Source organism: Clostridium transplantifaecale (genome assembly GCF_900626075.1).
Taxonomy (GTDB): Bacteria; Bacillota; Clostridia; order Lachnospirales; family Lachnospiraceae; genus Otoolea; species Otoolea transplantifaecalis.
Genome location: NZ_UYZY01000002.1, coordinates 26,779 through 50,939, shown reverse-complemented (window position 1 = coordinate 50,939; position 24,161 = coordinate 26,779). Strand labels below are relative to the sequence as shown.

Here is a 24,161-nt window from a genome sequence, read left to right as displayed (position 1 = left end):
TTTTTTCTCTGCACGTTTAAGAGAGGAAGAATGGAGGATTTCATAATGGCCCGGTTGAAAGATTTTTTTATGGGACTGTTCGACAAGTTTTTTGAATATCAAAACCGTAAAAGAGAAGAACGCGATTCGGAATGCCGCGCTGCTGTTAATGAAGTAACCGATGCCGTCCGCGGCATAAATCAGTTACTCTCAAATCAGGATAAATATATTTACGAATACAGCTACAACCGGCTAAAAGTTGAATGGCTCAGAGTTAAGAAACGTTATGGAAAGATTAGCCGAAGACTGCAAAAATCGCCTTGTTGTCAGGAACTGCAAAGAGGCATTCAGGAATTAAACCATGTTTTGTCTGCTTTGCCGCAGGATATTGAACAGCATAACCGGAAATACCTGGAAGAGCAGACAGCAGATGCATTTAAGCGTATTGGGAGTATTGAAGGCCGTCCGCTGGATCGTCAGCAAATGGAATGTATTGTAAAAGATGCTCCAAATCACCTGATTGTCGCGGGTGCAGGAACCGGAAAAACTACTACCATCTTAGGAAAAATAAAATATCTTCTGTCAACTGAGGCATGCGGCCCTGATGAAATTCTCGTTTTGTCTTTTACCAGCGCATCTGCAAACGAGATGAGAAACAGGCTTACGAAGGAAACCGGACAAACTATACAGGCAGGGACATTTCATAAACTCGGGTTACAGATTATCCGGGAGAGTGAAGGAAAAGCTCCCGTTATCTATAACGACGATCCCTGTAAATTCATACGCGGCCGGATTGAGGTATGCCTGAAAGACCCGGGATATGCAGCATTGTTTATGAGTTACTTGCTTTTTCACCGTATTAACCAGAAGTCGGAGTTCGAGTTTGACTCGGAAAGTTCATACAGGGAATACCTGGAGACGAATCCTCCAATCACAATCAAAGGTGAAACGGTTAAGAGCTATGGTGAAATGGAGATTGCTAATTTCCTGACTCAGTATGGTATTAAATATAAGTATGAGGAACCCTATCCGACAGATACCCGTACTGAACAATATGACCAGTATTATCCTGATTTTTTTCTGACGGATTATGGTATTTACATTGAATATTATGGGATAAATGTACAGGGGGAGGTTCCATCCTACTTTGCAGGGCGCGATGGAAAAAGCGCATCAGATACATATAGGGAAAGTATTGCCTGGAAAAATAAGCTGCACAAAGAAAATGATACGGTATTGATTGAATGTTATGCCTATGAAAAATTTGACGGTGTGATGTTAGACCGGCTTTACACCAGTTTGCAGAAACATGGAGTCGTCCTGGAGGAGGTCCCGGCGGAACAGATTTTTGCCGACATGAAGGCGGAAAGAAAAAATAGATTAGATGGTCTTGCGGGGCTGCTTCAGACCGTTTTGGTACTAACCAAAAACCGCCGCCTGTCATGTCCGGCATTGATGGAACTTTGCTCATCTCCATTTCACAGAGGACAACAGGTAATCGTAAAGCTTTTTGATCCCATCTATGAAGCTTATGAGAAGATGCTGTCCGACAGAGGAGCCATCGATTTTAATGATATGATAAATCTCGCTGCTGATCATATTATAGCGGGTGAATATCACCATCCATATAAATACGTTATTATTGACGAGTATCAGGATATTTCCGGAGCGCAGTACCGTTTATTGCAGGCTATGCGCACGGACCGTTATTATTCACTGTTTTGCGTTGGGGATGACTGGCAGAGTATTTACCGGTTTGCAGGCAGTGACATAGGCTATATCCTTAATTTTTCAAAGTATTGGGGTGATGCGGAAATCAGCAGGATCGAAACAACATATCGTTTTTCCCAGCGTCTTATCGATATATCCGGCCGGTTTGTCATGAAGAATCCTAATCAAATGAAAAAAGCGATCCATGCCCATGAGGATGCGGAGCAGTATGTCCTGGAACTAATTCAAGGCTTTACGGATAAATGGGCAATACAATTTATGGTGAATGAACTTGAAAATCTTCCTGCGGGGAGCAGCGTGTATTTTATCGGTAGGTATCAGTTTGATTCAGATTATCTTAAGGATGAGCCGCGCCTTAGAACCGCTTACGATAATACGGAAAAAGTATTGAAAATAATGCTTCTTTCAAGGCCCGACTTAAAAATGACATTTTATACTGCCCATAAATCGAAGGGCCTTCAAGCCGATTATGTGTTTATTATTAATAACAAATCAAGGAATATGGGATTTCCAAGTAAGATAGAAAATCCCCCGCTGGTAGATATGCTGCTGGAACAGGCGGATATGTACCCTGATGCGGAAGAGCGCCGTCTGTTTTATGTGGCTATAACCCGAGCCAGAAAAAAGGTATATCTTGTGACAGCCGATAACAACATATCTCCTTTCGCGGAGGAACTTAAAAGTATTTATCAGTCGGAACTGCAGAAAGCGGCGTTGCTTTGCCCTCTATGCGGTGCCCCATTAAAAATACGCAGCGGGCAATTCGGAGCTTTCTATGGCTGCACGGGCTATAGAAAAACAGGCTGCCGGTATACCAGAAAGACTACTCACTCAAAAGACAGATAGTGATGATAAAGAAGCCCGGAAACACGCAAACGATAAAAAATATACAAACACGGAGACACCCTATGGAACCATACTACTACAACCAAATGAACAAACCCCAAAGAATAGCCTACCACGCCATGAAAACAGGACTCATTGACCTGGCGCCGTCCTTTCCGGTGCCGCGTCTGGAAAATCACGAGTTGAGCGATATATTTTTCAAACTGCGTCTGGACTGCCCGGAGATTTTTTACGCGGTGGGGTTTCACTACCGTTTCTTCCCGGATTCCGGCAATGTGGAGATGATTCCGGAATATTTATTTGATAAGGGAAAAATCAAAGAACACCAAAAAGCAATGAGGGCCAGAGTGGAAAAACTCAGCCGGCCGGCCCAGTCATTGACGGAGCGTGATAAAGAGCAGTACATTCATGATTTCATCTGTAACAATGTCCATTATGATAAATTAAAGAAACCATATTCCCATGAAATAATCGGCCCTCTTGGACAGGGTGTCGGAGTCTGCGAGGGAATTGCAAAGACGGTTAAGATTTTGTGTGATGCGTTGGGTATATGGTGCATCATTGCAATCTCGGATTCCAATCCGGATAAAAACATCAAGTACCGCCATGCATGGAATATCATCAAAATAGGTGGAACGTATTATCATCTGGATGCTACGTTTGACAATACCCTGGGCTCCGGTGACGTGATCCGGTATGATTATTTTAACCTGGACGATAAACAGATTTTCCGGGATCATGAGCCGGTGATTTATGCAATCCCCCAATGCAATGACGGTGATAAATTCTACTACAAAGAGAAGAAACTCTCTTTCACAAAGACCGAGGACGTGGAAAAACGGGCGATTCAGGCGATACGGAAAGGAAAACCGCTGATATTTCACTGGCGCGGCGGATATTTAACACGGGACGTATTGTCTGAACTGTTAAAACTGCTGGAACAGACCGCCCGCGGGAAGGGAAGACATGCCAGAACAGGACTCAACTGGCCACAGGCGGTGCTGCAGGTATCCTTTGCAGAGGAGCTTCCTGCGGATGAGCTGATTGTCGAGGAAGCGAATGAGGGAGAAAAACAGTGATTTTAAACTCGTAAACATAGAACGTATGTAAGTAGAAAACAAGCGGAAGGAGCGAAGCAATGTCTTTTAAAATAATTACCGGTGATATAACAAAATGTGATGCAACGGCAATCGTAAACGCCGCTAACACCTCGCTTCTCGGAGGAGGGGGCGTAGACGGTGCGATTCATCGAGCCGCTGGCCCGGAACTTCTGGGAGAGTGCAGAATGCTTCACGGATGCAAGACGGGACAGGCCAAGATGACGAAAGGATATAACCTGAAGGCAAAATATATTATCCACACCCCGGGGCCGGTATGGAACGGCGGGGAACACGGTGAGCGTGAAATGTTGGAATCCTGTTACAAAAACTGCCTTGAACTGGCTGTAAAACATGACATTCACGACATTGCCTTTCCGTCCATCAGCACAGGGATTTACCGTTTCCCTGTGGACGAGGCCGCCAAAATTGCAGTCAGAACGATTCACCGGTATCCGAAGCTGGATGTTACGATGGTATGTTTTGATGAGAGAACCAGGAAGGCATACGAAGATGCGGAGGCCGCTTTTAATCGGGGAGAACTACAGTAAAGAACCGGATATGGGTATACGAATAAAAGAACATTGAGATAGAAATTAGTATTTATCGTTACCGGAGGATAAAGGCGTCTCAGACAGAACAATAACTCAGCCGCGGGCGAAAAGGAGAGGGGAGCATGGATTTTTATAAAAGGATGGAAAAGGTCTGCCATATGATTCCATACGGTAAGGCGGCAACTTATGGCCAGATTGCCCTCCTCTGCGGGCGGCCCCGCAATGCCAGGCAGGTGGGATATGCATTGAGCCACAAAAGTCTGGACGGCCAAATACCGGCCTGGAGGATTGTAAACAGCAGCGGTTTTCTATCCGGCGCAGCATCCTTTGAATATCCGGAAACTCAGAGACTTTTGCTGATGGGAGAGGGCATTGAGGTGTCGCCGGAGAACAGAGTGGATTTGAAAAAGTATGGGTGGAAGAGTACCTTTGAAGATGCCATGGAGCTTCGTGGAATCTTTGAGCGGGAAGGAATATAAATGGGAAATTCTCTCATGAAAAATGTAACAAGTACAGGGGGATAAAATGGGATTTTTTAATAAAATGAAGGAGCCGGTCTTCTTAAAAGACAGCAGTGATTTGTGTGAACAACTGGAGAAATTAAGAGCGCTGGAACCGGAATTAGATGAAAACGGACAGGAAAAAATACAGCAGGATATGAAATATCTTGAATATGGAATTCAGGGAGAAAACACAATTGCCTATGAATTAAAAAACAGTCATATGCCGATGTATATTTTACATGATATTTATCTTGAAGACGGTGAATTAAGTGCACAGATTGATTATCTTGTGATAACCAGAAAACTGTGTTTTGTTTTGGAGTGCAAAAATTTGTACGGAGATATCGAAATAAACAACAGTGGTGACTTCATAAGAACGACTGAGTTTGGCGGAAGAAAGAAGAAAGAGGGAATCTATTCTCCCGTTACTCAGAATCAAAGACATCTGGAGTTGATTAAAAAAATAAAGACGGAAAGACAAAAGAACCTGTTGAAAAAGATTATGGTGGAAAAATATTTTAATGATTTCTATCGTGCCGTCGTTGTTTTGGCAAATCCGAAAACAGTATTGAATGCCAGATATGCAAAGAAAGGGATAAAAGAAAATGTAATACGGGCCGATCAATTGATTGCCTATATAAAAGAACAATGCCGGAATTCGAAAGAAGCTGAAAATTCCGATGAGCAAATGCTGACCTGGGCACAGTCTTTTCTGGAACTGCATAAGGAAACTGAAAAAGATTATATAGACAGGTATCAGAAATACAGGAAACCGGCCGAAGCATCAGTGGAGGTTATCCAGGAGAGTGAATCCGATGGAGAGCAAAAGGTTGAAGAAAGTACATACAGATGCCGGGATATGGAAGCGGCCGATATGGGAAACCGGCCACAGATAATTAAAGTGGATTCGGCAGAAGACAAAAAGCCAGAAGATAAAAAGAAAGAAAATACTACTACGGACTCGGCTCTTTTTCAGGAGCTGAGGGCATACCGTCTGAAAAAAAGCAGGGAAGAGGGAATCAAGCCGTATTACCTCTACAATGACAGTCAGCTGAAGGATTTAATGGCGAAAATGCCTGAATCAACGGAAGAAATGCTCAAAGTATCAGGGTTTGGGCCTGTAAAAACAGAAAAATACGGCGCTGATATTTTACAGATCTTGTCTAAATACAGAGGCCATTAATTCTCGCCTGTCAAGAGACAGACATCACAGATATTACATCTAGTGTCTTGTCACTGTAATATGATTCATCACTTATACAGTTGTCATGGACAGCAAATATAAGAGGCAGTTAAATAACGGAGGAAAGAAAATGGTCTTACTCGTAATAGATACACAGAAATTAATAACAAATAAAACCCTATCCCATTTTGACCTGTTCCGGCACAATGTGAAAAAATTGATTGATGCGGCAAGAACTTATGGAATCGAAGTAATTTACATCCGTCACGACGATGGAGATGGTGAGGCTCTTACAAAGGGTACCGAAGGATTTGAAATTTATGATGAATTCCGGCCGATTGCGGGAGAAAAGATCTATGATAAGACGGTAAACAGCGCGTTCCGTGACACAGGACTGACGGAATACCTGATGAAGACGGGCGAAAAGGACGTTATCATAACCGGGCTTCAGACAGATTACTGTATTGACGCCAGTGTTAAGTGTGCATTTGAACACGGATTTCATGTATTTGTGCCCGCTTTTGCAAACACGACAACCGACAATGCCTATATGACGGGTGAAAACAGCTATCGCTATTACAATGAATTCATGTGGAACGGCAGATATGCGGAGTGCATCGCAGTGGATGATATGATTGGCAGAATGGCACATGATGCGCTGACAAAGAAGGAGCAGATAAATGGATAAGTTTATTTTTGAGGAGAAAGAAAAAATACATGTGTATTCATATGGTGAAGGTCCGGTGACAATTGTTTTTTTATCGGGTTCGGGGGTATTATTTCCCCATTTGGAGTATAAGTCCTTTCAGGAAGCACTGGCTGAGACATTCCGGGTGGTGGGAATTGAAAAGCCGGGATATGGATACAGCGATATATCAGGAAAAGACAGGACGGTAGATGTCACAGTGGGAGAATACAGGAGCGTGCTGCGGGAGCTTGGGATAACGGAATCGGTTGTTTTGGCGGCACACAGTATGGGCTTTTTGGAAGCGCTTTACTGGGGGCAGAGGTATCCTTCCGAAATCCTGGGAATTCTTGGAGTTGACCCGGCAACACCGCAGTGTTACCAGGATTTTAAACTGGAAAACGCGGTCACCGGCCTCAGGGAGCTTTCGGGGAATAAAGAGCTTCGTAAAAAAACGGCGGATGCTTATATCTCGCAGCTTCTTCAGGAAAATCTCATTTTACCGGAGGAAGCAGAAGGCTATAGGCTCTTAGCGGTTCAAAATCTTGCCAATCAGAACTGGATCAGCGAAGCGGTCAATATTGGAGATACTCTTGCACAGATAGAGGCGGAGGATCCATATCTGCAGCTCCCGATGCTGTTTTTCATCTCAAACGGAGAAGGGACAACTCTGGAAAAGGATTCCTGGATCAGCCATGCCACACAGTATCTGGGCAAACTTAAATGTTCTCAATACGGATTGTTTGATTTTCCTCATAATCTGTACAAGTACGCCTATAAAGAAATGGCCGGGCAGGCCGGAGAATTCATTGGTAAATATATATGTTAAGTATCGGAGGCCTGTGGAGCTGACGATATAAAAATTTGCTTTTGTCAGGCTTTTAAATGTATGGCAGACCTGTTTCTGTATGATGATATCAAATGAAAAAGGCCAGTTATGTATTTGTCCGCCTCAGACAAAGAAGGCGTACCCGGCAAATCGGAATTCCCAGGGAGAAAGAGAATGGTTGATGTATACGTGGCAAGTGCTTTTAGTAAAAATAATAAAGGCGGAAATAAGGCGGGAATCGTATTCGGCAGACCGGATTTAACAAACGGCCAAAAGATGGAGATTGCAAGGCAATTAGGATATTCTGAAACTGCTTATGTATCGGATTCCTGTATGGCGGATTTTAAGTTACAATTTTACACTCCAACAGAAGAGGTTCCGTTATGCGGCCATGCTACAATCGCAGCGTTTTCTACTCTCAGGATATTGGGCATGTTGGATAAAGGACAACTTACAATCGAAACAAAATCCGGAATTCTTAATATCCAGATTAAAAAAGACGGCTTGATACTTATGGAACAGAATTGTCCTGCATATTTCGATATCCTGCCTCCGGATTTATTTTCCGCTTGCTTAGAGAAAGACTTTATTAATGGTGATTTTCCAATACAAATAGTTTCCACCGGACTAAGCGATGTTATGCTTCCTGTTGATTCGAGGGAACATCTGGAGGCATTATCGCCTGATTTTAAAATGATGGCAGAATTAAGCAAAGAAAAAAATGTTGTTGGCGTCCATGCTTTTACTTTGATTGAGGAATCTGAAATAACAGCAATATGCAGAAATTTTGCGCCATTGTATGGGATTGATGAAGAATCAGCAACTGGAACGTCTAATTGTGCCTTAGCGTGTTACCTTTTTAAATATTATAAAAAGCAGGCTCAATATATTTTTGAACAGGGGTATAACATGGGAGCGATTTCCCGGATTATCGTAAATATCGCATATCACGAGGATGTAATTGATTCGGTTCATGTTGGTGGGTACGGGTATTTACTTGGTCAAAAGACCGAAGCGGTGTAATTTGGCGCCTGATTAAATCCGGTTTATTGGTGTAGTGCGTACTTCCTCTTTAGGCGTTCCCATTTATTCTTCCGGAAAAGAGAAAGTAACGATAGTTTTTTTCCATATGCGTTTTTCTGCGCCGAAAGTAATTGCAGCTCAAAACCGAACAGAGCTTTTATGGAACCGGCATAGTCGAAACCTGTCTCAGGAACCGGACCCCATTCAAGGATTTCTCCCGGCACGGTAAAATAGAAGTCTCTGCCGCAGTAGACGCCCATGGTCGAATCGCCGTAGGGGTTCTTTGCGTCCCTCATTGAAACAAATAACGGGAAAACCGGACTGGCAGGAACTGCAAAACAAAATTCCCGATCCGATTTCTGGCTGAGCCATATCATTAAATTCTGGTAGTTCCATAAACGGAGGACAGAGGCAGAGGGCAAAACGCCGCGGCCAATCATAAAATAACTATAAATTAGTTGACAAAGTTAATAATTAGGCGTAAAATTTCCATTTATTAACAAAGTCAACTATTTTCAGATAATCGACATATCAGTATCATATAGATTCCTGCCGATCATATCCGGCTGCGACACCGACAAGAATAATCGAAAAAGGCTGATTTGAAACACACAGTAAGCTGCTATGCCTGGTGTTTATGGGGGTAAATAGGAGAGAAAGAATGGAAAAGCAACAGGAATATGAGGATTGGATGGCAATGATGAAAACGATGCAGGATATCCGGCATTTTTGCAGCCTGCATGTGAAACGCAGCCCCCAGGGAGGCATTTTTTCGGCACAGGAACTGGATCTTCTCTCAAGAGTACAGATGTCCAAAGAACGCCTTACACCGCATGCGCTGTGCGAAAGTATGGGAATCAGCAGGCCGCTGGGCAGCAGGCTGATTGAAAATCTGGAGATGAAAGGATTTCTTTTGAAGGAAGTCAGTGAAGCGGACAGGAGAAGTTATTTCCTGAAAATCACGGAAAAGGGAGGCCAGATATTGAAGGAGACCTACACCTATTACCTGGAACCCGTATACCGGTTAAGAAGGAATCTTGGAGAGGAAAAGTTCGGGAATCTGGCCGGGCTGATCCGCGAGAGCAACGAGTTTATGCAGCAATGACAAGACAGAAAGGAAGGTGTCATATTTGACATTTTATCAGGAATTACAGTTAAATCAGGCCGGTTCGAAAGCGCTCATCCGAAATTCAAAAGACGGCAGGGAAAAACGGCGCCACATTGCTGCCTACATTTTCAAGGTGTTTTTAACACTGGCATTTTGTGTAGTGTTTATCTCTGTCTATTCTAAGCTTTTCGGTCCTGAGAACAGCATAGCGGGTGTGGTGGTACTGCTGGCCGTCATGGTATTCAGGCAGGCGGATTTGGGGATCGATACGAAACAGAGCTTTTTTGTACTCCTCGGAATTTTTGGAATTCTTGCGGTTGGACCTCATATATCGGCAACGTCGTCTCCGTTTGCTGCACTGATTGTTGATTTTGTCTGTATTCTGGCTATTACCTTTTTTGGCTGCCATAATATTCTGATGTCGAACCATGCAACCTTTGTGCTGGGATACCTGCTTTTATCGGGCAATGATGTGACCGGGGAAGCGTATGGTATGCGCTTTTTAGGACTGGCAGCAGGAGGTCTGCTGACCGCGCTGATTTTTTACTTCAATCACCGCAAAATTACGTATAAGAGGCGGATCGGAGATCTTTTTCATGAGTTCCGCTTCCACTCCGCCAGGACCAGATGGCAGTTTAAAATGGCGGCGGGAGTCGCCCTTGTGATGTTTCTGGCCCGCGTTATCGGGCTTTCAAGACCAATGTGGGCCGGATTTGCCGCCATGTCGGTGATGCAGCCGTTTGCTGAGGATTTAAAAATGAGGGTAAGACACAGGGTTCCGGGAACGATTGCGGGAGGAATTCTCTTTCTGCTCCTTTGCCTTATAGTTCCGGAGGAAGATTATGGAGTGCTGGGGATTATCGGCGGTGTCTGTGTCGGTTTTTCTGCAACATACGGCTGGCAGACCGTGTTTAACTCCTTCGGCGCCCTCGCCGTGGCAGCCGGTATATATGGGGTATCGGGAGCCGTTATGAACCGATATCTGGCAAATTTGCTGGGAATTTTGCTGGCCGTTGTATTTTACAAAATATGTGACAGCATTATCTATAGGAAAAATGCGTCGGAGTCTCTTCCTGAATAAGGGAGCCTCCGGCGCATTTTTGCCGGCACAGCCATAGCATACTGCCGGCGCGGAGCGAGCAGAATCTGTGATATTGATTACCCCCGGAATTCAAATCTATGCAAATAGACTTTCCAGGTCAGCCATGTTACAATAGAACATAATGCCGGGGGAAGGGGAGAAAAAGGAAGCGCAGAAGAAGGTAAGTGTGAAAACAGAAGAGAGGCTGTTCAGAAAGACTCTCCGCAACAGGCGGTTCCGTAAAAAGAAAGTCCCCGGGCAAAATTCAGGAATTAAGTCTCAAGAGTTGCAGACTTAAATCTGTTACAAAGGAGTACAATAATGGTAAGAAGAAATTTTGGAGTGATTTCAATGATTTGGCAGGTGATTTGGCCGATTTTATTCTATACGGCGGTGACCGCGGTAATCGCCTTTTTTATGGGAGGATTTCTTAACGTAATGTGGGTGGTCACACTGGCGGCGGTGATAAGTTCGGTGTTTCTTTTCTACGTTTACGGAAGGAGAGAGCAGGAGAGACGAAGAGATTATGGTCCGTCCTGGCGCGTGAGAATCGACATGGGGCGCGGGGCGGCCCTGGTTTTCATACTTGCCTTTGCTTCCTGTATATTTTTAAACAATCTGATGGAACTAACCGGTATAGTACATATGTCCGAGGGTTTTGATGAGATCAATGAGGATATTTACAGTGTGTCTATTGTGCTTCAGATATTGTCCACCGGACTTGCGGCACCCGTTGTGGAAGAGCTGATTTTCAGAGGGTTGTGCTATGGCCGTCTGCGGTCTGCAATGGGGATTATTCCCGCTGCGGTTGTGTCGGCTCTGATTTTCGGCCTTTATCACGGGAATCTGGTTCAGGCGGTTTACGCATTTGCACTGGGAATCCTTCTGGCGCTGGTGTATGAACACTTTGACGGACTTTTCCCGGCTGTATGGTTTCATATTAGCGCCAATCTGACCTCGATTATTCTGACCGCATCTCTCGGCGCTTTTTCCGCTTTTTTTGGAAGCTGGATTTTTATCATAATAAGCACGGTGCTGTCTTTTCTGGCGGCGGCAGCCTGCCTCAGGTTCATCTATGACAGAAGGCGGCGTATTAGGAAATAGTTAAGGAAAAATAATTTTTGGAATGTTTTCTCGTTTTATGAATAGAATAGTATCAGTGCCCGAATGGGGATCGGGTCATGTTATGAACTACATAGAAGGGGAATAAAACATTGTGAAACACGATCATTACTGCGGAAGAAGATGGAACAGAAGAGAACTGGTAAAAAAAGAGAGAGCGGCGTACAGGGCAAGGCGTGAAGCCGAAATGGCTAAAAGACGTTTTCTGTCCACCATGTCCCACGATATGCGTACACCGCTAAATGCAATTCTGGGAATGACCAGGCTGGCAGCTGCCAATCTGGAGGATCACGGACGTGTCCTGGATTGCCTTGAAAAAATGGAGTGCTCCGGAAAGGCGCTGGCCGGCCTTGTAAGCGATGTACTGGAAGTGTCGAATATGGGGCGTAACAGCCTGACTCTAAAAAAAGAGGTATATTCCATCAGGGAATTCATGGAGTGTCTGGGAGGAATGATGGAGCCGGCAGCGGCAGCCAAAAATCAGGCGCTGATTATGGATTGCCGGGGGCTTAACCACGAAATTGCAGAATTTGATTTTATGAGACTGAATCAGGTCATGACGAATCTGATATCCAACGCCATTAAATTTACTCCGGAGGGCGGAGTAATTCGGGTGGATGTGACGGAACCGGAGCCAGGCAGAGAGCAGCGTGCCAGGTTCCGGTTTTGCATTTCAGATACGGGAACGGGCATTGGAAAAGAATTTATGGAAAATCTGTTCCTCACTTTTGAGAGGGAACAGGACGGAAGAATTGACAAGACCGGAGGCTGCGGCATTGGGATGTCCATGGCCGGTAAGCTGGTGGAACTGATGGAAGGCAGAATTGAGGTACAGAGCACGCCGGGACAAGGAACCTCGGTCGCTGTAGTGCTTGATCTGAATGTACTGGAAAACGGTTTTACCTCGGCGGACAGAGAGACCGATCTGATTGAAGCCATGGGCGCTCATCCGGAGTTTTGCGGAAAACATTTTTTACTGATTGAAGATAACGAGTTGAATCTGGAGATTGCAAGGGAATTGCTGCTCGGCATGGGGGCGGCGGTGGACACCGCCAGAGACGGTAATGAAGGAGTGGAATGTTTCAGGAAAGCGTCAGAATACTATTATGACCTGATCCTGACGGACATCCATATGCCGGTTATGAACGGATATGAGGCGGCCCACGTGATCCGCAGTCTCAGAAACAGCGGCCGCAGGGATGCGTCTTCCGTACCGATTCTGGCAATGACGGCCGATGCGTTTGCAGAGGATGTCAGAGCGGCGAAAGCGGCAGGAATGACAAGCCATCTGGCAAAGCCCCTGGACTTTTTTGTCATGAAGCAGGAAATCAGCAGGGCTTTGGATGAAGCAGGACATTTTGTGATGTAAATTGACCTGTATAAAAAGAATTAAATTAAATACCAGGAATCACCCGGCCCGGCCTCAGCGGTTTGCTGAGGCCTTTTTTCGTCCCATAATAAAAAAATAGTCAATTTTCCTTGTAAAATCAATATATACAAACGAAAAACGCGTTTTTGTACAGTAAAAAATACTTGACATCCGGCAATTCGCCAGATATAATTTCATGAATTAGCATGGTAGCAGACTAAAGTGAACGCTGAAAACATTTCAAACCGGCGGGAGCTTCATCTGAAATAAGCGCCAGAGGCTAAAATATTAAGATAGGAGGAAGGAAACATGAGAAAGAATCAAGTGAAAAAGCTGGCCGCTTCCGTAGCCGCCGCTTTACTGTCCACGACAATGCTCAGCGGCTGTTCCATTATTGGTCAGGCGCCGACAGTAGTAAGTGAGGAGAGTTCTCTGCATCATGATACAGACGAGTCATCATCGCCCGTATCCGGTTCAGAAAGCTCTGAAGCAGCCCATTCAGATTCTGCATCCGGCAGCCGTCTCGCCGATATTCTGGAGCGCGGTTACATCGAAGTTGCGACAGAACCATATTTTGCGCCGAATGAGTTCATCGATCCTTCCAAGCAGGGGGACGACAAGTACGTCGGCGCCGATATTGAACTTGCCAGGTATATCGCAGATAAACTGGGAGTTGAGTGCCGTATTGTCCCTCTGGATTTTGAATCCGTACTCAGCGGTATCACGGAAGGCAAATATGACATGGCCATTTCGGCCCTCGCTTACACTCCCGCCAGAGCAGAGGCAATGGAGCTTTCCAACGGATACTATTTCGATGATGAGAAGATAGAGTACGGCCTCATGGTGCGCACAGAAAATCTGGATCAAATCAGAAACGCGGACGATTTGGCCGACAAGACGATTGTCGTCCAGAGCGGTTCCCTGCAAGAGATGTTTGCAGGCGAACAGGTTCCGGCTTACAAGGAACTGAAACGCGTTTCGGCTACCACGGACGGTTTCCTGATGGTACAGGAAGGAAAAGCAGACGCCGTCATCACCTCTATCACCACAGCGCAGCTCTATATCGATGCCAACAGCGGCTGTGATATGACTATAGTGCCGGATTTTGCGTTTACGGTGGATGAGTCCACCCAGGGAACGCGGATCGGCATCACAAAAGGTGAGACGGAGCTTCTGAATAAGGTAAATGAAATCATAGACGGAGTCGTTGATGAAGGCGTATATTCCAAGTGGTATGAAGAGTACAAGGAATATGCCCGGAGTCTGGGCCTGTAACAGGGCCGTGAATTAAGGCGGGAGGACTTCGGATATGATAGAGACAATGATAAAAATGTGGGACCGGTACGGCTTCGTCTATATACAGGGCCTTGCCGGCACCCTGTGCCTGGCTGCAATCACAGTATTGTGCGGCACGCTGATCGGAACAATTCTGGCCGTTATGCGGCTGACACGCATAAGGCCGTTTCAGTGGTTTGTGCGTTTTTATATCTGGGTGCTGAGAGGCACTCCGATACTGCTTCAACTGTATTTTTTCTGGATATTTTTACCCAGGGCTCTTCCGGTGAAAATATCGGATACAGCCTGCATCATTATCGCCCTCATTATCAACGCCAGTTCCTATGTGGCTGAGGTAATCAGGGCGGGAATCCAGGCGGTGGATAAAGGCCAGACGGAGGCTGCAAGAAGTCTCGGCATGACGGCCGGCCACACTATGACGCAGATTATCCTGCCTCAGGCCGTGAAAAATATTCTGCCCGCCCTGGGTAATGAGTTCATCACCATGATTAAGCAGGCGTCACTCGCCTCCGTATTTTTTATCAACGAACTCACCACATCGTATAAAACCATATCGTCGGCGACTTTCCGTCCTGTGGAGGCTCTGATGATAGCAGGAATCATTTATCTGATGGTGACAACCGTTTTGGGAAAAATCATGGAATATGCGGAATGGAGGATGAACAGGAATGAGCGGTAGAGAGAGCGGCAGTTTATGCGAAGAGAGAGCAGGCGTCCCGGCCGGCGCCGTGCCTGTTATCTGTGTGGAGAATCTGAAAAAATCCTTCGGGACTCTGGAAGTGCTGAAAGGAATTACGGAATGCATTTACGAAGGCGAAGTGGTCTCCGTGATCGGCCCCAGCGGAGGAGGAAAGAGCACGTTTCTGCGGTGCCTCAACTGCCTGGAGGAACCGACGTCGGGCAGGGTGACATTCAGGGGAACCGATATCACGGACCCGTCCGTCAACATTGATAAGTTCCGTCAGAAAATGGGGATGGTATTTCAGAGTTTTAATGTATTTCCTCACCTGAAGGTGATTGACAACATTACCCTCACCCCGGTTCTCGAGAAAAAGGTTCCGAAGGCCGAGGCGGAGAAGAAGGCATGCGATCTTCTGGAGCGCGTCGGCCTTCTGGATAAAAAGGACGTTTATCCCGGCAAGCTCTCGGGCGGCCAGAAGCAGAGGCTGGCTATTGTGCGGGCGCTGGCGATGGAACCGGAAGTGATGCTGTTTGATGAACCGACTTCGGCCCTGGATCCGGAGATGGTGAAAGAGGTTTTAAATGTTATTAAGACCCTGACCGGGTCGGGAATGACAATTGTGATTGTCACCCATGAGATGGGATTTGCGAAAGAGGTCAGCGACAGGGTGTTTTTTATTGATAACGGAACCATCCAGGAGCAGGGAACACCGGAAGAAATATTCGGAAATGCAAAGAATCCAAGAACCATTGAATTCCTCGGAAAAGTACTGTAGAATGAAGGAATGAAGACCGGATGAGTGAAGGAGGAATCAAGCATGACGGATATTGAGTACATTGAAAAAACGGTGGAGGAAGAAAAAAATCGGATTCTGGAGGCCAATGATCAAATCTGGAAATTTGCCGAGCTGCCGTTTCAGGAGAACCGATCGGCAAAGCTGCTTTGCAGTCTCTTAAAAGAGTCGGGATTCTCTGTGGAAACGGGGTTAGCGGGAATCCCTACCTGTTTTACAGGCACATTTTCCTTTGGTACGGGAAAGCCGGTGGTAGGAATTTTGGGAGAGTACGATGCACTTTCGGGATTGAGCCAGGAGGCGGGAGTTCCGGTGAAAAAAGAGGAAGAGGAAGGCGCTCCGGGACACGGCTGCGGCCACTGTGCACTGGGAACGGGTTCCCTGGCTGCGGCCATTGCAGTAAAGAAATACCTGGAAGAATTTAAGAAGGACGGAACCGTGATTTACTTTGGCTGTCCGGCCGAGGAGGGAGCCGGTTCCAAGCAGTTCATGGCCAGGGCCGGGATGTTTGACGATGTGGATTTTGTATACACATGGCATCCGGCTACGGCTAATCAGGTGGATCCGATGCACAGCAATGCAATTATGGGAGCCAATTTCTATTTCAAGGGTCTCAGTTCCCATGCAGGGGCAACGCCTTATCTGGGAAGAAGCGCCCTGGACAGTGTAGAGCTTATGAGCGTGGGCTGCAATTATCTGAGAGAACATGTAATACCGGAAGCCAGAATCCATTATGCCTATATTGATGCGGGCGGCACGGCTCCGAACGTGGTTCAGGATCACGCAACCGTGCGTTACGAGGTGAGGGCGCCGTACGTTTCCCAGGTCAAGGAGCTTTATGAGCGCGTTGTCAATGTCGCAAAGGGAGCGGCCATGATGACCGGGACGACGATGGAAAGCGAACTGGCAATGGCATTTACCGAGTATATTCCCAATATTGCATTGGCCGGTGTGGCGGATGAATGTATGAAAGAGATAGGAGCTCCCAAGTGGACGGATGAAGATTACAGTTTGGCAAGACAGTTCCTTGAAACTTATAATGAGCAGACGCAGGTGATGATCCGGAATGAAATTGCCGCACGGTACGGTGACGACAGAGTGGAGGAAATCCTTGAAAAACCTCTGGACAGTGAAATTCATTATTTCGACCCGTCGAAGATCAGGCTGGAGGCAGGCTCCACCGATGTAGGCGACGTAGGATACGCAGTTCCGACGCTGAATATCAATGTGGCTACCTGCTGCGTGGGTAATGTGGGGCACACATGGCAGATGACGGCCCAGTCCTGCAGCCCGCTGGCCCATAAAGGCCTGCTGACCGCGGCAAAAGTGATGGCCCTTGCATCGGTCAGAACCATGGAGCGGCCGGAAGTAATTGAAGCCGCCAAAGCAGAGGTGAGGAAGAGAAACGGCGGAAAGTATACCTGTCCGCTTCCTGATTCTGTGAAACCTCCGTTAGACACATACTAAAGTGTGATTGGTAATGAAAAGAAGCAGCATTTATTTTACGTTGCTTCTTTTCATTTACGCTGCTCGGTGCCTAAACGCAGTTTTCCCTGTTTCATCAGCCGTTTATATCCTTAGGGGATTTACTCCGGTGAGCCGTCCTGCAGCTGAGAAGAAAAGGAAGTTCCCTTTTGTATCAAAAATTCGTGTTCGGCCAGAAGCCAGTTGGCGCGGAACAGTCTCATCAACTGCCAGTATCCGGTTCCCGCCAGCCCGAACTCTTTAATCAGTCCAAACTTCGCATGCATACTCCTGACATCCTCAAACCATACCTCATGCTGGATTCCATATTGCCAGTAACGAAAATGCGGTGATTGCGCCGTTTCGTCAAAGTAAATCTGCACGCCATGATCGACGGCCAGCCGGATTGCCTCGGTGTAACCGATACTTATCGCCTTCGTCACCCCCTGCTCGTAGGGAATAGGCCAGTCATAACCATAGTTGGGAATCCCCAGGCTGATTTTTTCTGCCGGAATTTCAGTCAGTGCATACTCAACAACACGACGCACCATATTGATTGGGGCTACGGCCATGGGAGGCCCGTAGGTGTACCCCCATTCATATGTCATCAGCAAAACACCGTTGGCAGCCTCTCCCAGAGCTTTGTAATCAATTCCTTCATACAAAAGCCCTCTTTGGTCCCGGGAGGTTTTCGGCGCCAGGGCAACAGTCACCCGAATGCCGAACAGGTTCATAATAATTCTCAAACGCCTCACAAAATCGGCAAATAACTCCCTGTCTTCGGCCAGCACATATTCAAAATCCACATCGACTTCGCCGTATCCTTTTTCCTGGACCACGGACCAGAGTTCCCGAATGAGATTCTGCTGGATTTCCAGGCTGCCTACGAGTGAGGAGACAAGATTGTTGTTAAAACGGCCGTCTGATCCCAGAGGGGTCAGAACAAGCACCGGAATTACATTTTGACGTTTGGCCTCCTGTATTACATTCTTCTCGCCTACTCCGGAAGGCGGAATCAGTTCCCCGGTTTCAGTAAAACCGTAGGAAAACACAGAAATGCTGGTCAGAAAACGGCAGGTTTCAGTCAGCACATCTTCATCGATCCAGGGATAGGCATATCCGTTCATGATTATGGGACCGGTCTGTTCATCACTGATCTGTATACCTTCCAGCCTGCTTTGTGTTCCGTTTTCCCTGCCGCCTGTAACAAGAAGTGACTGTCCCACAACAAGACGGTACGGAGCTTCAATCTGATTTTCAAAAGCCAGACGCAACGGATCCATACCGGCTGCGCCTGCGATGGCATCGATCGTGTCGCCCTCTTTTACTATATATATTTGCATAATGACCTGCTGTCTCTGTATGTTCTTAACTATTATATATTCACCTCATACAGATAATATATTTCACTTTTTTTCAAAAAGGGCGGCACGTTTAGAACGCTTTAAAGAAAACGCTCCAGATCCTTCATAAAGTTTTCCTCTGCCTTGACGATTTTTTTAGCCAGGGAAACACTTTCACCCGAGGCATTAGAATACTTATTAATATCCTCACTGATGGACTGGATTCCCATATTGCAGCCATTCATCATGATTTTAGCTATTTGGTTGTTGTCATCCTTGACCATCATTTTCATCTCTGTGCTGATCCAGGAAAAAGCAGAGGCCATTTTTGCAGGCTCCTTTTCATTTTTGCCATATTTGTTCAGCAGGCCGGAAGCCTCCTGTTCCAAATCTTTGTGCCTGTTTTTACTGGAGTTAATAACGGTTCTCAGGTTCTCATCGGTCACATAACGGCTGATTTGTTCCATACTGTCAACCGCCATCTTGCATCCGGCGTCACAGTGGCCGGCAAGGCTGATGGTATCATTTTTCATTGTCATGTCTGTTTCCATTTTTAACCTCCTGATGTGTGTTTTGAGGTGGAACTAATGAGTGTCTTCTGATAGTATTCCTTGAGCCGGCCTGCGGTATCCTTGTTATTACGAAATTTTTAAATTCGATTTAAATCTGATTTAAATTCGGATCCGGAACTTTCCTGCTGAACAAAAAAGAATCCCGCTTACGGGATTCTCCGCCTTAGGAACATCAATGGCAGATGAAACTGCATTGATGTTCCTGAGCTGTATTTTGTTACTGATGATTCTGTGTCCAGTAACTATTTTTACTTAACAATTAACACGGAGTCGGCCGATTCAAAGGCGGATGCGCTGTAGGTGCGGGCGCCGTCCGGATTCAGGCGGTAGTGTTTGAGGAAATCCCAGGCCAGCCGGAATTCTTCAGGGTAGCAGTTATGTTCGCGGGCCAGGGTGCGGGTAAAACGGACTAACGGAATGCCGTTTTTATTATTCCAGGTATAGGTGTAATACCGTCCGCTCTCCTGGAAGCTGGAGCAGGCAGCCAGAAAGCTGGCATGATTATTGGGCAGGAACGCCGCGGACAGCCCGTTCATTGCCTGTGCTCCCGCAACCCAGTTGTAGATGGCGCTGTCGGCCGAGGTGTCCCATGGATTTTTAACAAGATCCCTGGCTCTTGGGTCGGGCAGCGGTTCACTGATGTCCGACTCTCCGACAATAAGACAACAGGGCATCTGTCCGGCGGTAAACTGCGGGTTGGGGAAGGAGGTGGAGGCAACGGCTGTAAAATAGTAGGCCTCCGTATTATTGCAAAGTGTTTGTATGGTATTGCTGCCGAGGGAATGGCCGCTGCCGTACACGCGGGTGAAGTCCGGTGTAACGCCTGCGTCCCGGCTGATTACGCGATCCAGCAGAACAAGGCTTGAGCGGGCAAAATTGGCGCTGTCCCCTTCTTCGCCGTAAGTAAGGCTGGCGGCGCTGCTGCGGCAGAACTGTCCTACAATAATGACTACACAGCCTTCATCGTTTGCCACGGCCCACCAGCCGGAACAATCCATAAAGGTGGAAGCAGCCTGTGTGCTTCCGGGGAAAACAACTACGACGGGAGCTCCGTCCTGGCCGGCATTTTTGGCTGTGTCGGGGACATAGATAAGAGATTCTCTCGGATCCATTACTCCATCGTCATTATAATCTCCGAAAGCGGAGATGCAGGAATAGACGGTGCCTTCGGTGCTGCAGCCGGGAGCGGATACCCGGGTGGATTCCAGGGCACGGAGTTCTACGTTTGCGTCCTTTCCATCATAACCGTGATAGGAATAGGAGGCGACGGTCTTACCTTTTCCGGCCGAAACGCGGGCCGCCTCGGTTGCTTTGTAATAGTCCAGACGGTAAGCCAGATTATTGCTGTAGGCAAAGGGATTGGTGTATCTGGTATATCCGGCCAGAAAATCTCGGATTTGGGAGGCGGTCAGGCTGCTGTCCCGGATAACCTGTACTTTAGAAATACCGTAAGCGGTTCCCGGTTCCCAGTTTGCGGCATTTTGGTTGGCATATGCCGTCTGCCATGCATCGGAAGAGATGCTCTGACGGTAAAGACCCTGTTCGCCAGGCACCGGCACGGCATCGTTTACGCTGATCCAGTAAGGAATACTCGTGTCTTCGTCACTGTATCCGGCAAACAGCGTGGGAACCGGAATATCGGCGTTGGAAATAAACTTGCCGTTTCCTGCCCCACCTTTTTGCATTGTCCTGAGGGTGGCTGAGAAAGAGGAATCCGGAAAACCGGGATAGTAGGAGCCGGTATTTATGCCGTTGTAGGTTCGGGCCGCGGAGAGCTGCAGGCGCTCCGCCCCTACACCCGTCCCTTCAATAAATGCCTGACTTATGACATAGAGAGGATGATTGGCGGTCCAGGATTCGAGGACAGCGCAGCCTTTGCCATAACCGACATAATAGTTACAGGAATGTCCGGTGAATACAGGGCAGGATGTACCGTCGCTGACCGGAATCCTTCCGCTCTGGACGATGCCGCCGGAACTTGTTTCACGGGTACCGAAAGCAGTATTGCCTACGCTTTCACCCAGGCAGGCATCCAGATAAGCGGCCTCGGCGTCCGGAGACTTCCAGCTTCCGTTTTCCGGTTCCAGGACGAAGAGAAGCTCCCCGTATGTATCGGCCTGTTTCAGCCATCCCTGCTTTTCCAGAAAATCATAGGTGTCGGTGGTACCGTCGGGAACGGCAATCACGGTAATATAAGCGCGCAGGGCCGCATGACGGCCGGCATAGAGCTTAAATGAACGGCCGGCTGCTTCGCCCTCCTGAAATGTGTAGGTGTAATAACCTGTAATTGCATGTTCATTGACCTCGCTGCGATCGATTGGCAGAGATCGGCCGCCGTCGCTGACCGTGGTATGGGCCAGAAGATAGGCGTTCAGATCATCGGGCGCCGTAGAGCCGGGCCCTGCGGCCGCGGCACTGAACGACAGTCCCAGCGTCAGAGCCAGCGCCGTCAGGATGATGGGTGGGTAATGCTTTTTCATTGTGATTTCCTCCTTAATAATTTAGCCTCTCAGGCAATTGATTTATCTAATCTGACTATATGGCATATTACAGATACGGTAAATAAACAAAATTTATCATGATATACATAATTTGTCTTAACGGTGAAAGAACCAAAAAAATGTACAGCAAAAGGAAGCAGAGAACCAGAAAATCATAAAAAAAGTAAATTCCCCTTTTTTGCAATAGCAAAAATTTCTATAATGGGAATAGCATATGGAATAAGCCTCCATCATAATCGGCACCGCGGCTGGTTATACTATTTTTAATATTTGAAAGTAAAAAATGGAGGTAATATATGCAGAAACCAAGAGACAAAGAAACAATTAACACAATCCCCAGGGGAGCATACGAAGCCGGAACCACAGACCGGGAGATGAGAACAGACGAGTGCGGCCATTTAAACGAACTGACCACCGATCTTCAGGGAAACGGATATCCTGTGAACCGGAGCGGGAAAGAAGAGAAATAACATCCCTCATTTCTCCCTCAACTCCCTATTGACAATAATAGTAATCTGTGCTATTTTTAAATCACAAGTTGAATAAGTTCTTCGGGGCAGGGTGCAAGTCCCTACCGGCGGTTATAGTCCGCGACCCGTTTTAAACGGTTGATTTGGTGGAAATCCAAAACCGACAGTATAGTCTGGATGAGAGAAGAAATTAGAGTCAATTAGAAACATTGTTATTTTGATATGCTCAAAATGCGATGCGATGTTGTCTGATATGATGTAATTTTAATCCCAGATCCCCGTGATTTGGGATTATTTTAATTCATAGGAAATTACGTCCTATGAATCAAAAAACGCTTCGCGAGGATGCACATGCCGCGCAGAGGTAAATCGTTGCTGGAGCAACCGCGCGGCAGTGCAAGAATCCCGCGAGCAGGATTCTTTATTCTATCATGACGGCAGACTCTTTTTCGGAGAATTTAAGAAATTTGCAAGACCGACATAACCGAAAGGAGAAATGAAGTATGAGAACAAAAACAAATTCAAAATGGAGTGTCCAGAAACTGATTTACACGGGTATGCTGGCGGCGCTGGCAGGTGTGCTGATGTCGTTTGAGTTTTCGGTACCGTTTATGCCGCCGTTCTACAAGGTGGATTTCAGCGATGTGCCGTCTATCGTGGCCGTATTCCTGATGGGTCCGGTGTCCGGCGTGTGCGTGGAAGTGATCAAGATTCTGATCAAGTTAATCACGGTTGGAACAAATACCATGTATGTGGGTGAGTTCGCGAACCTGATGGGAATTATCCTGTTTGTGGGACCGCTCTGGTTTGTATATAAGAAGAGGGGATCAGGCAGGAAGGCAGCAATTGAGGCTCTGGCGGTAAGTATTCCGATTAGAACGGCATTTGCCTGCTTTACCAACGCGTTTATTACCCTTCCCCTTTATGCACAGGCAATGAACCTGCCTCTTGACCAGGTAATTACGATGGTGGCGGCCGTGAACCCGGCTATCCAGAACCTCAACGGATTTATCATATTGGCAACGATACCGTTTAATATCCTGAAAATCGGTCTCAACAGTGTGGTGGCACATCTGCTATACAGCCGTCTGCTGGCAGCCAAAATCGTTCCAAAGGTGGTGTGAAGAAAATGATACGCAATTACCGGGATTTAACAAGGTGGGAAATGGAACGGGTGGATAAGGAGGAGACAATTGTCCTGATTCCCCTGGGAGCGCTGGAACAGCACGGAAACCAGGCTCCGCTGGGCACAGATGATATTATCGCGGAAGCGATGACGGAGGAGATAAAGAAAGCGCTGGCGAAGGAGGGGGAGGAAGATTTCCCCATGCTGGTGTTCCCCGTCATTCCCGTCGGACTCAGCACGGAACATAAAAATTTCTGCGGCTCCATCACAGTGAAGCCGGATACTTATTACCATATGCTTTACGACATCAGTGTCAGTCTGGTGCATCACGGTTTTAAAAAGTTGGCGTTTCTGATTTGTCATGGAGGTAATGCCCCGATTGTACAGGTGCTCAGCAGAGAACTGAGAAGTGAGTTTTCGATTTCCCCGTTTATCCTCTCCTCGGGCGCGTTCAGCCATCCAGATGTGACGGCGACAATCTCCGAGGGTAATATATGGGATTTCCATGGCGGTGAGATGGAGACATCGATGGTGATGGCCGTGGATGAGAGCTTGGTGAAGCTGGAACTCTCCGAGGCGGGCATCCCCACGGCGTTTGAACATAATAAAGCCCTGAAACCATACGGCAGTGTTTCAATTGGATGGGTTTCCGAGGACTGGAAGACAAAGGAGGGAAAACCCATCGGAATCGGAGGGGATCCTGCCGGAGCTACGGCCGAAAAGGGCAGGATTATCCTTGAAACCAGCGCCAGAGTTCTGGTGCCGGGCCTGAAAGAAATGAGAGATTGGAAAGGTTGACATAAG

General features: G+C 46.9%; 22 protein-coding genes and 1 riboswitch. Of the genes, 19 read left to right on the top strand and 3 right to left on the bottom strand.

What is annotated here, in order from left to right; all coding sequences use genetic code 11:
* Positions 1-30: 30 nt before the first annotated feature.
* From EJL91_RS05935 to EJL91_RS05860, 16 genes are all read left to right on the top strand, one after another.
* The gene (locus tag EJL91_RS05935; protein ID WP_125141072.1) at positions 31-2,556 is read left to right on the top strand and encodes a UvrD-helicase domain-containing protein; all 2,526 of its coding nucleotides are present in this window, start codon (positions 31-33) and stop codon (positions 2,554-2,556) included.
* A 62-nt stretch (positions 2,557-2,618) separates the two neighbouring features.
* Complete coding sequence (locus tag EJL91_RS05930) at positions 2,619-3,635, top strand: transglutaminase domain-containing protein (protein ID WP_125141071.1); 1,017 nt, start codon at positions 2,619-2,621, stop codon at positions 3,633-3,635.
* Positions 3,636-3,694: 59 nt separating this feature from the next.
* The gene (locus EJL91_RS05925) at positions 3,695-4,204 is read left to right on the top strand and encodes an O-acetyl-ADP-ribose deacetylase (RefSeq protein WP_125141070.1); all 510 of its coding nucleotides are present in this window, start codon (positions 3,695-3,697) and stop codon (positions 4,202-4,204) included.
* Positions 4,205-4,329: 125 nt separating this feature from the next.
* Entirely contained in the window at positions 4,330-4,686 is a 357-nt protein-coding gene (locus tag EJL91_RS05920; RefSeq protein ID WP_125141069.1) for an MGMT family protein, read from the top strand.
* A gap of 46 nt (positions 4,687-4,732) precedes the next feature.
* The gene (locus EJL91_RS05915) at positions 4,733-5,893 is read left to right on the top strand and encodes an HRDC domain-containing protein (RefSeq protein ID WP_125141068.1); all 1,161 of its coding nucleotides are present in this window, start codon (positions 4,733-4,735) and stop codon (positions 5,891-5,893) included.
* 130 nt (positions 5,894-6,023) lie between these two features.
* Complete coding sequence (locus EJL91_RS05910) at positions 6,024-6,581, top strand: cysteine hydrolase family protein (protein ID WP_125141067.1); 558 nt, start codon at positions 6,024-6,026, stop codon at positions 6,579-6,581.
* Positions 6,574-7,407: an alpha/beta fold hydrolase gene (locus EJL91_RS05905; RefSeq protein ID WP_125141066.1), complete on the top strand. Its 834-nt coding sequence runs from the start codon at positions 6,574-6,576 to the stop codon at positions 7,405-7,407. The genes EJL91_RS05910 and EJL91_RS05905 overlap by 8 nt, the downstream gene beginning before the upstream one ends.
* A gap of 174 nt (positions 7,408-7,581) precedes the next feature.
* On the top strand, positions 7,582-8,430 hold the full coding sequence (locus EJL91_RS05900) for a PhzF family phenazine biosynthesis protein (protein WP_125141065.1): 849 nt from the start codon (positions 7,582-7,584) through the stop codon (positions 8,428-8,430).
* 661 nt (positions 8,431-9,091) lie between these two features.
* Positions 9,092-9,535, top strand: coding sequence for a MarR family winged helix-turn-helix transcriptional regulator (locus EJL91_RS05895; protein ID WP_125141064.1), 444 nt, complete (start codon positions 9,092-9,094; stop codon positions 9,533-9,535).
* A 25-nt stretch (positions 9,536-9,560) separates the two neighbouring features.
* Complete coding sequence (locus EJL91_RS05890) at positions 9,561-10,619, top strand: FUSC family protein (protein WP_125141063.1); 1,059 nt, start codon at positions 9,561-9,563, stop codon at positions 10,617-10,619.
* A gap of 321 nt (positions 10,620-10,940) precedes the next feature.
* On the top strand, positions 10,941-11,723 hold the full coding sequence (locus EJL91_RS05885) for a CPBP family intramembrane glutamic endopeptidase (RefSeq protein WP_125141062.1): 783 nt from the start codon (positions 10,941-10,943) through the stop codon (positions 11,721-11,723).
* Between the two features lie 112 nt (positions 11,724-11,835).
* Complete coding sequence (locus EJL91_RS05880; protein ID WP_125141061.1) at positions 11,836-13,110, top strand: ATP-binding protein; 1,275 nt, start codon at positions 11,836-11,838, stop codon at positions 13,108-13,110.
* A gap of 309 nt (positions 13,111-13,419) precedes the next feature.
* The gene (locus tag EJL91_RS05875) at positions 13,420-14,385 is read left to right on the top strand and encodes a substrate-binding periplasmic protein (RefSeq protein WP_125141060.1); all 966 of its coding nucleotides are present in this window, start codon (positions 13,420-13,422) and stop codon (positions 14,383-14,385) included.
* Positions 14,386-14,419: 34 nt separating this feature from the next.
* Complete coding sequence (locus EJL91_RS05870) at positions 14,420-15,085, top strand: amino acid ABC transporter permease (RefSeq protein ID WP_125141059.1); 666 nt, start codon at positions 14,420-14,422, stop codon at positions 15,083-15,085.
* On the top strand, positions 15,075-15,863 hold the full coding sequence (locus tag EJL91_RS05865; RefSeq protein ID WP_125141058.1) for an amino acid ABC transporter ATP-binding protein: 789 nt from the start codon (positions 15,075-15,077) through the stop codon (positions 15,861-15,863). The genes EJL91_RS05870 and EJL91_RS05865 overlap by 11 nt, the downstream gene beginning before the upstream one ends.
* A gap of 42 nt (positions 15,864-15,905) precedes the next feature.
* On the top strand, positions 15,906-17,348 hold the full coding sequence (locus EJL91_RS05860; RefSeq protein ID WP_125141057.1) for an amidohydrolase: 1,443 nt from the start codon (positions 15,906-15,908) through the stop codon (positions 17,346-17,348).
* A gap of 119 nt (positions 17,349-17,467) precedes the next feature.
* Here EJL91_RS05860 and EJL91_RS05855 read toward each other — a convergent pair whose 3' ends face one another.
* The 3 genes from EJL91_RS05855 to EJL91_RS05845 form a co-directional block, all read right to left on the bottom strand.
* Positions 17,468-18,688, bottom strand: a complete 1,221-nt coding sequence (locus EJL91_RS05855) for a glycosyl hydrolase family 18 protein (protein ID WP_125141056.1) — start codon at positions 18,686-18,688, stop codon at positions 17,468-17,470.
* Positions 18,689-18,789: 101 nt separating this feature from the next.
* On the bottom strand, positions 18,790-19,239 hold the full coding sequence (locus EJL91_RS05850; RefSeq protein ID WP_125141055.1) for a hypothetical protein: 450 nt from the start codon (positions 19,237-19,239) through the stop codon (positions 18,790-18,792).
* A gap of 269 nt (positions 19,240-19,508) precedes the next feature.
* Entirely contained in the window at positions 19,509-21,740 is a 2,232-nt protein-coding gene (locus EJL91_RS05845) for an alpha/beta hydrolase family protein (RefSeq protein ID WP_125141054.1), read from the bottom strand.
* A gap of 317 nt (positions 21,741-22,057) precedes the next feature.
* Between EJL91_RS05845 and EJL91_RS24515 the strand changes: the two genes are divergently transcribed.
* The 3 genes from EJL91_RS24515 (at position 22,058) to EJL91_RS05835 (ending at position 24,155) form a co-directional block, all read left to right on the top strand.
* Positions 22,058-22,231, top strand: a complete 174-nt coding sequence (locus EJL91_RS24515; RefSeq protein WP_164516760.1) for a hypothetical protein — start codon at positions 22,058-22,060, stop codon at positions 22,229-22,231.
* Between the two features lie 73 nt (positions 22,232-22,304).
* A riboswitch (FMN riboswitch) is annotated at positions 22,305-22,424 on the top strand.
* 310 nt (positions 22,425-22,734) lie between these two features.
* On the top strand, positions 22,735-23,355 hold the full coding sequence (locus tag EJL91_RS05840; protein WP_125141053.1) for an ECF transporter S component: 621 nt from the start codon (positions 22,735-22,737) through the stop codon (positions 23,353-23,355).
* A 5-nt stretch (positions 23,356-23,360) separates the two neighbouring features.
* The gene (locus EJL91_RS05835) at positions 23,361-24,155 is read left to right on the top strand and encodes a creatininase family protein (protein ID WP_125141052.1); all 795 of its coding nucleotides are present in this window, start codon (positions 23,361-23,363) and stop codon (positions 24,153-24,155) included.
* Positions 24,156-24,161: the final 6 nt, after the last annotated feature.

Coding starts and splice junctions, on each gene's coding strand:
- EJL91_RS05920 (WP_125141069.1), top strand. CDS start 4,330: ATGGATTTTTATAAAAGGATGGAAAAGGTCTGCCATATGATTCCATAC.
- EJL91_RS05885 (WP_125141062.1), top strand. CDS start 10,941: ATGGTAAGAAGAAATTTTGGAGTGATTTCAATGATTTGGCAGGTGATT.
- EJL91_RS05895 (WP_125141064.1), top strand. CDS start 9,092: ATGGAAAAGCAACAGGAATATGAGGATTGGATGGCAATGATGAAAACG.
- EJL91_RS05935 (WP_125141072.1), top strand. CDS start 31: ATGGAGGATTTCATAATGGCCCGGTTGAAAGATTTTTTTATGGGACTG.
- EJL91_RS05865 (WP_125141058.1), top strand. CDS start 15,075: ATGAGCGGTAGAGAGAGCGGCAGTTTATGCGAAGAGAGAGCAGGCGTC.
- EJL91_RS05925 (WP_125141070.1), top strand. CDS start 3,695: ATGTCTTTTAAAATAATTACCGGTGATATAACAAAATGTGATGCAACG.
- EJL91_RS24515 (WP_164516760.1), top strand. CDS start 22,058: ATGCAGAAACCAAGAGACAAAGAAACAATTAACACAATCCCCAGGGGA.
- EJL91_RS05835 (WP_125141052.1), top strand. CDS start 23,361: ATGATACGCAATTACCGGGATTTAACAAGGTGGGAAATGGAACGGGTG.
- EJL91_RS05870 (WP_125141059.1), top strand. CDS start 14,420: ATGATAGAGACAATGATAAAAATGTGGGACCGGTACGGCTTCGTCTAT.
- EJL91_RS05930 (WP_125141071.1), top strand. CDS start 2,619: ATGGAACCATACTACTACAACCAAATGAACAAACCCCAAAGAATAGCC.
- EJL91_RS05850 (WP_125141055.1), bottom strand. CDS start 19,239: ATGGAAACAGACATGACAATGAAAAATGATACCATCAGCCTTGCCGGC.
- EJL91_RS05905 (WP_125141066.1), top strand. CDS start 6,574: ATGGATAAGTTTATTTTTGAGGAGAAAGAAAAAATACATGTGTATTCA.
- EJL91_RS05860 (WP_125141057.1), top strand. CDS start 15,906: ATGACGGATATTGAGTACATTGAAAAAACGGTGGAGGAAGAAAAAAAT.
- EJL91_RS05900 (WP_125141065.1), top strand. CDS start 7,582: ATGGTTGATGTATACGTGGCAAGTGCTTTTAGTAAAAATAATAAAGGC.
- EJL91_RS05840 (WP_125141053.1), top strand. CDS start 22,735: ATGAGAACAAAAACAAATTCAAAATGGAGTGTCCAGAAACTGATTTAC.
- EJL91_RS05845 (WP_125141054.1), bottom strand. CDS start 21,740: ATGAAAAAGCATTACCCACCCATCATCCTGACGGCGCTGGCTCTGACG.
- EJL91_RS05875 (WP_125141060.1), top strand. CDS start 13,420: ATGAGAAAGAATCAAGTGAAAAAGCTGGCCGCTTCCGTAGCCGCCGCT.
- EJL91_RS05855 (WP_125141056.1), bottom strand. CDS start 18,688: ATGCAAATATATATAGTAAAAGAGGGCGACACGATCGATGCCATCGCA.
- EJL91_RS05915 (WP_125141068.1), top strand. CDS start 4,733: ATGGGATTTTTTAATAAAATGAAGGAGCCGGTCTTCTTAAAAGACAGC.
- EJL91_RS05910 (WP_125141067.1), top strand. CDS start 6,024: ATGGTCTTACTCGTAATAGATACACAGAAATTAATAACAAATAAAACC.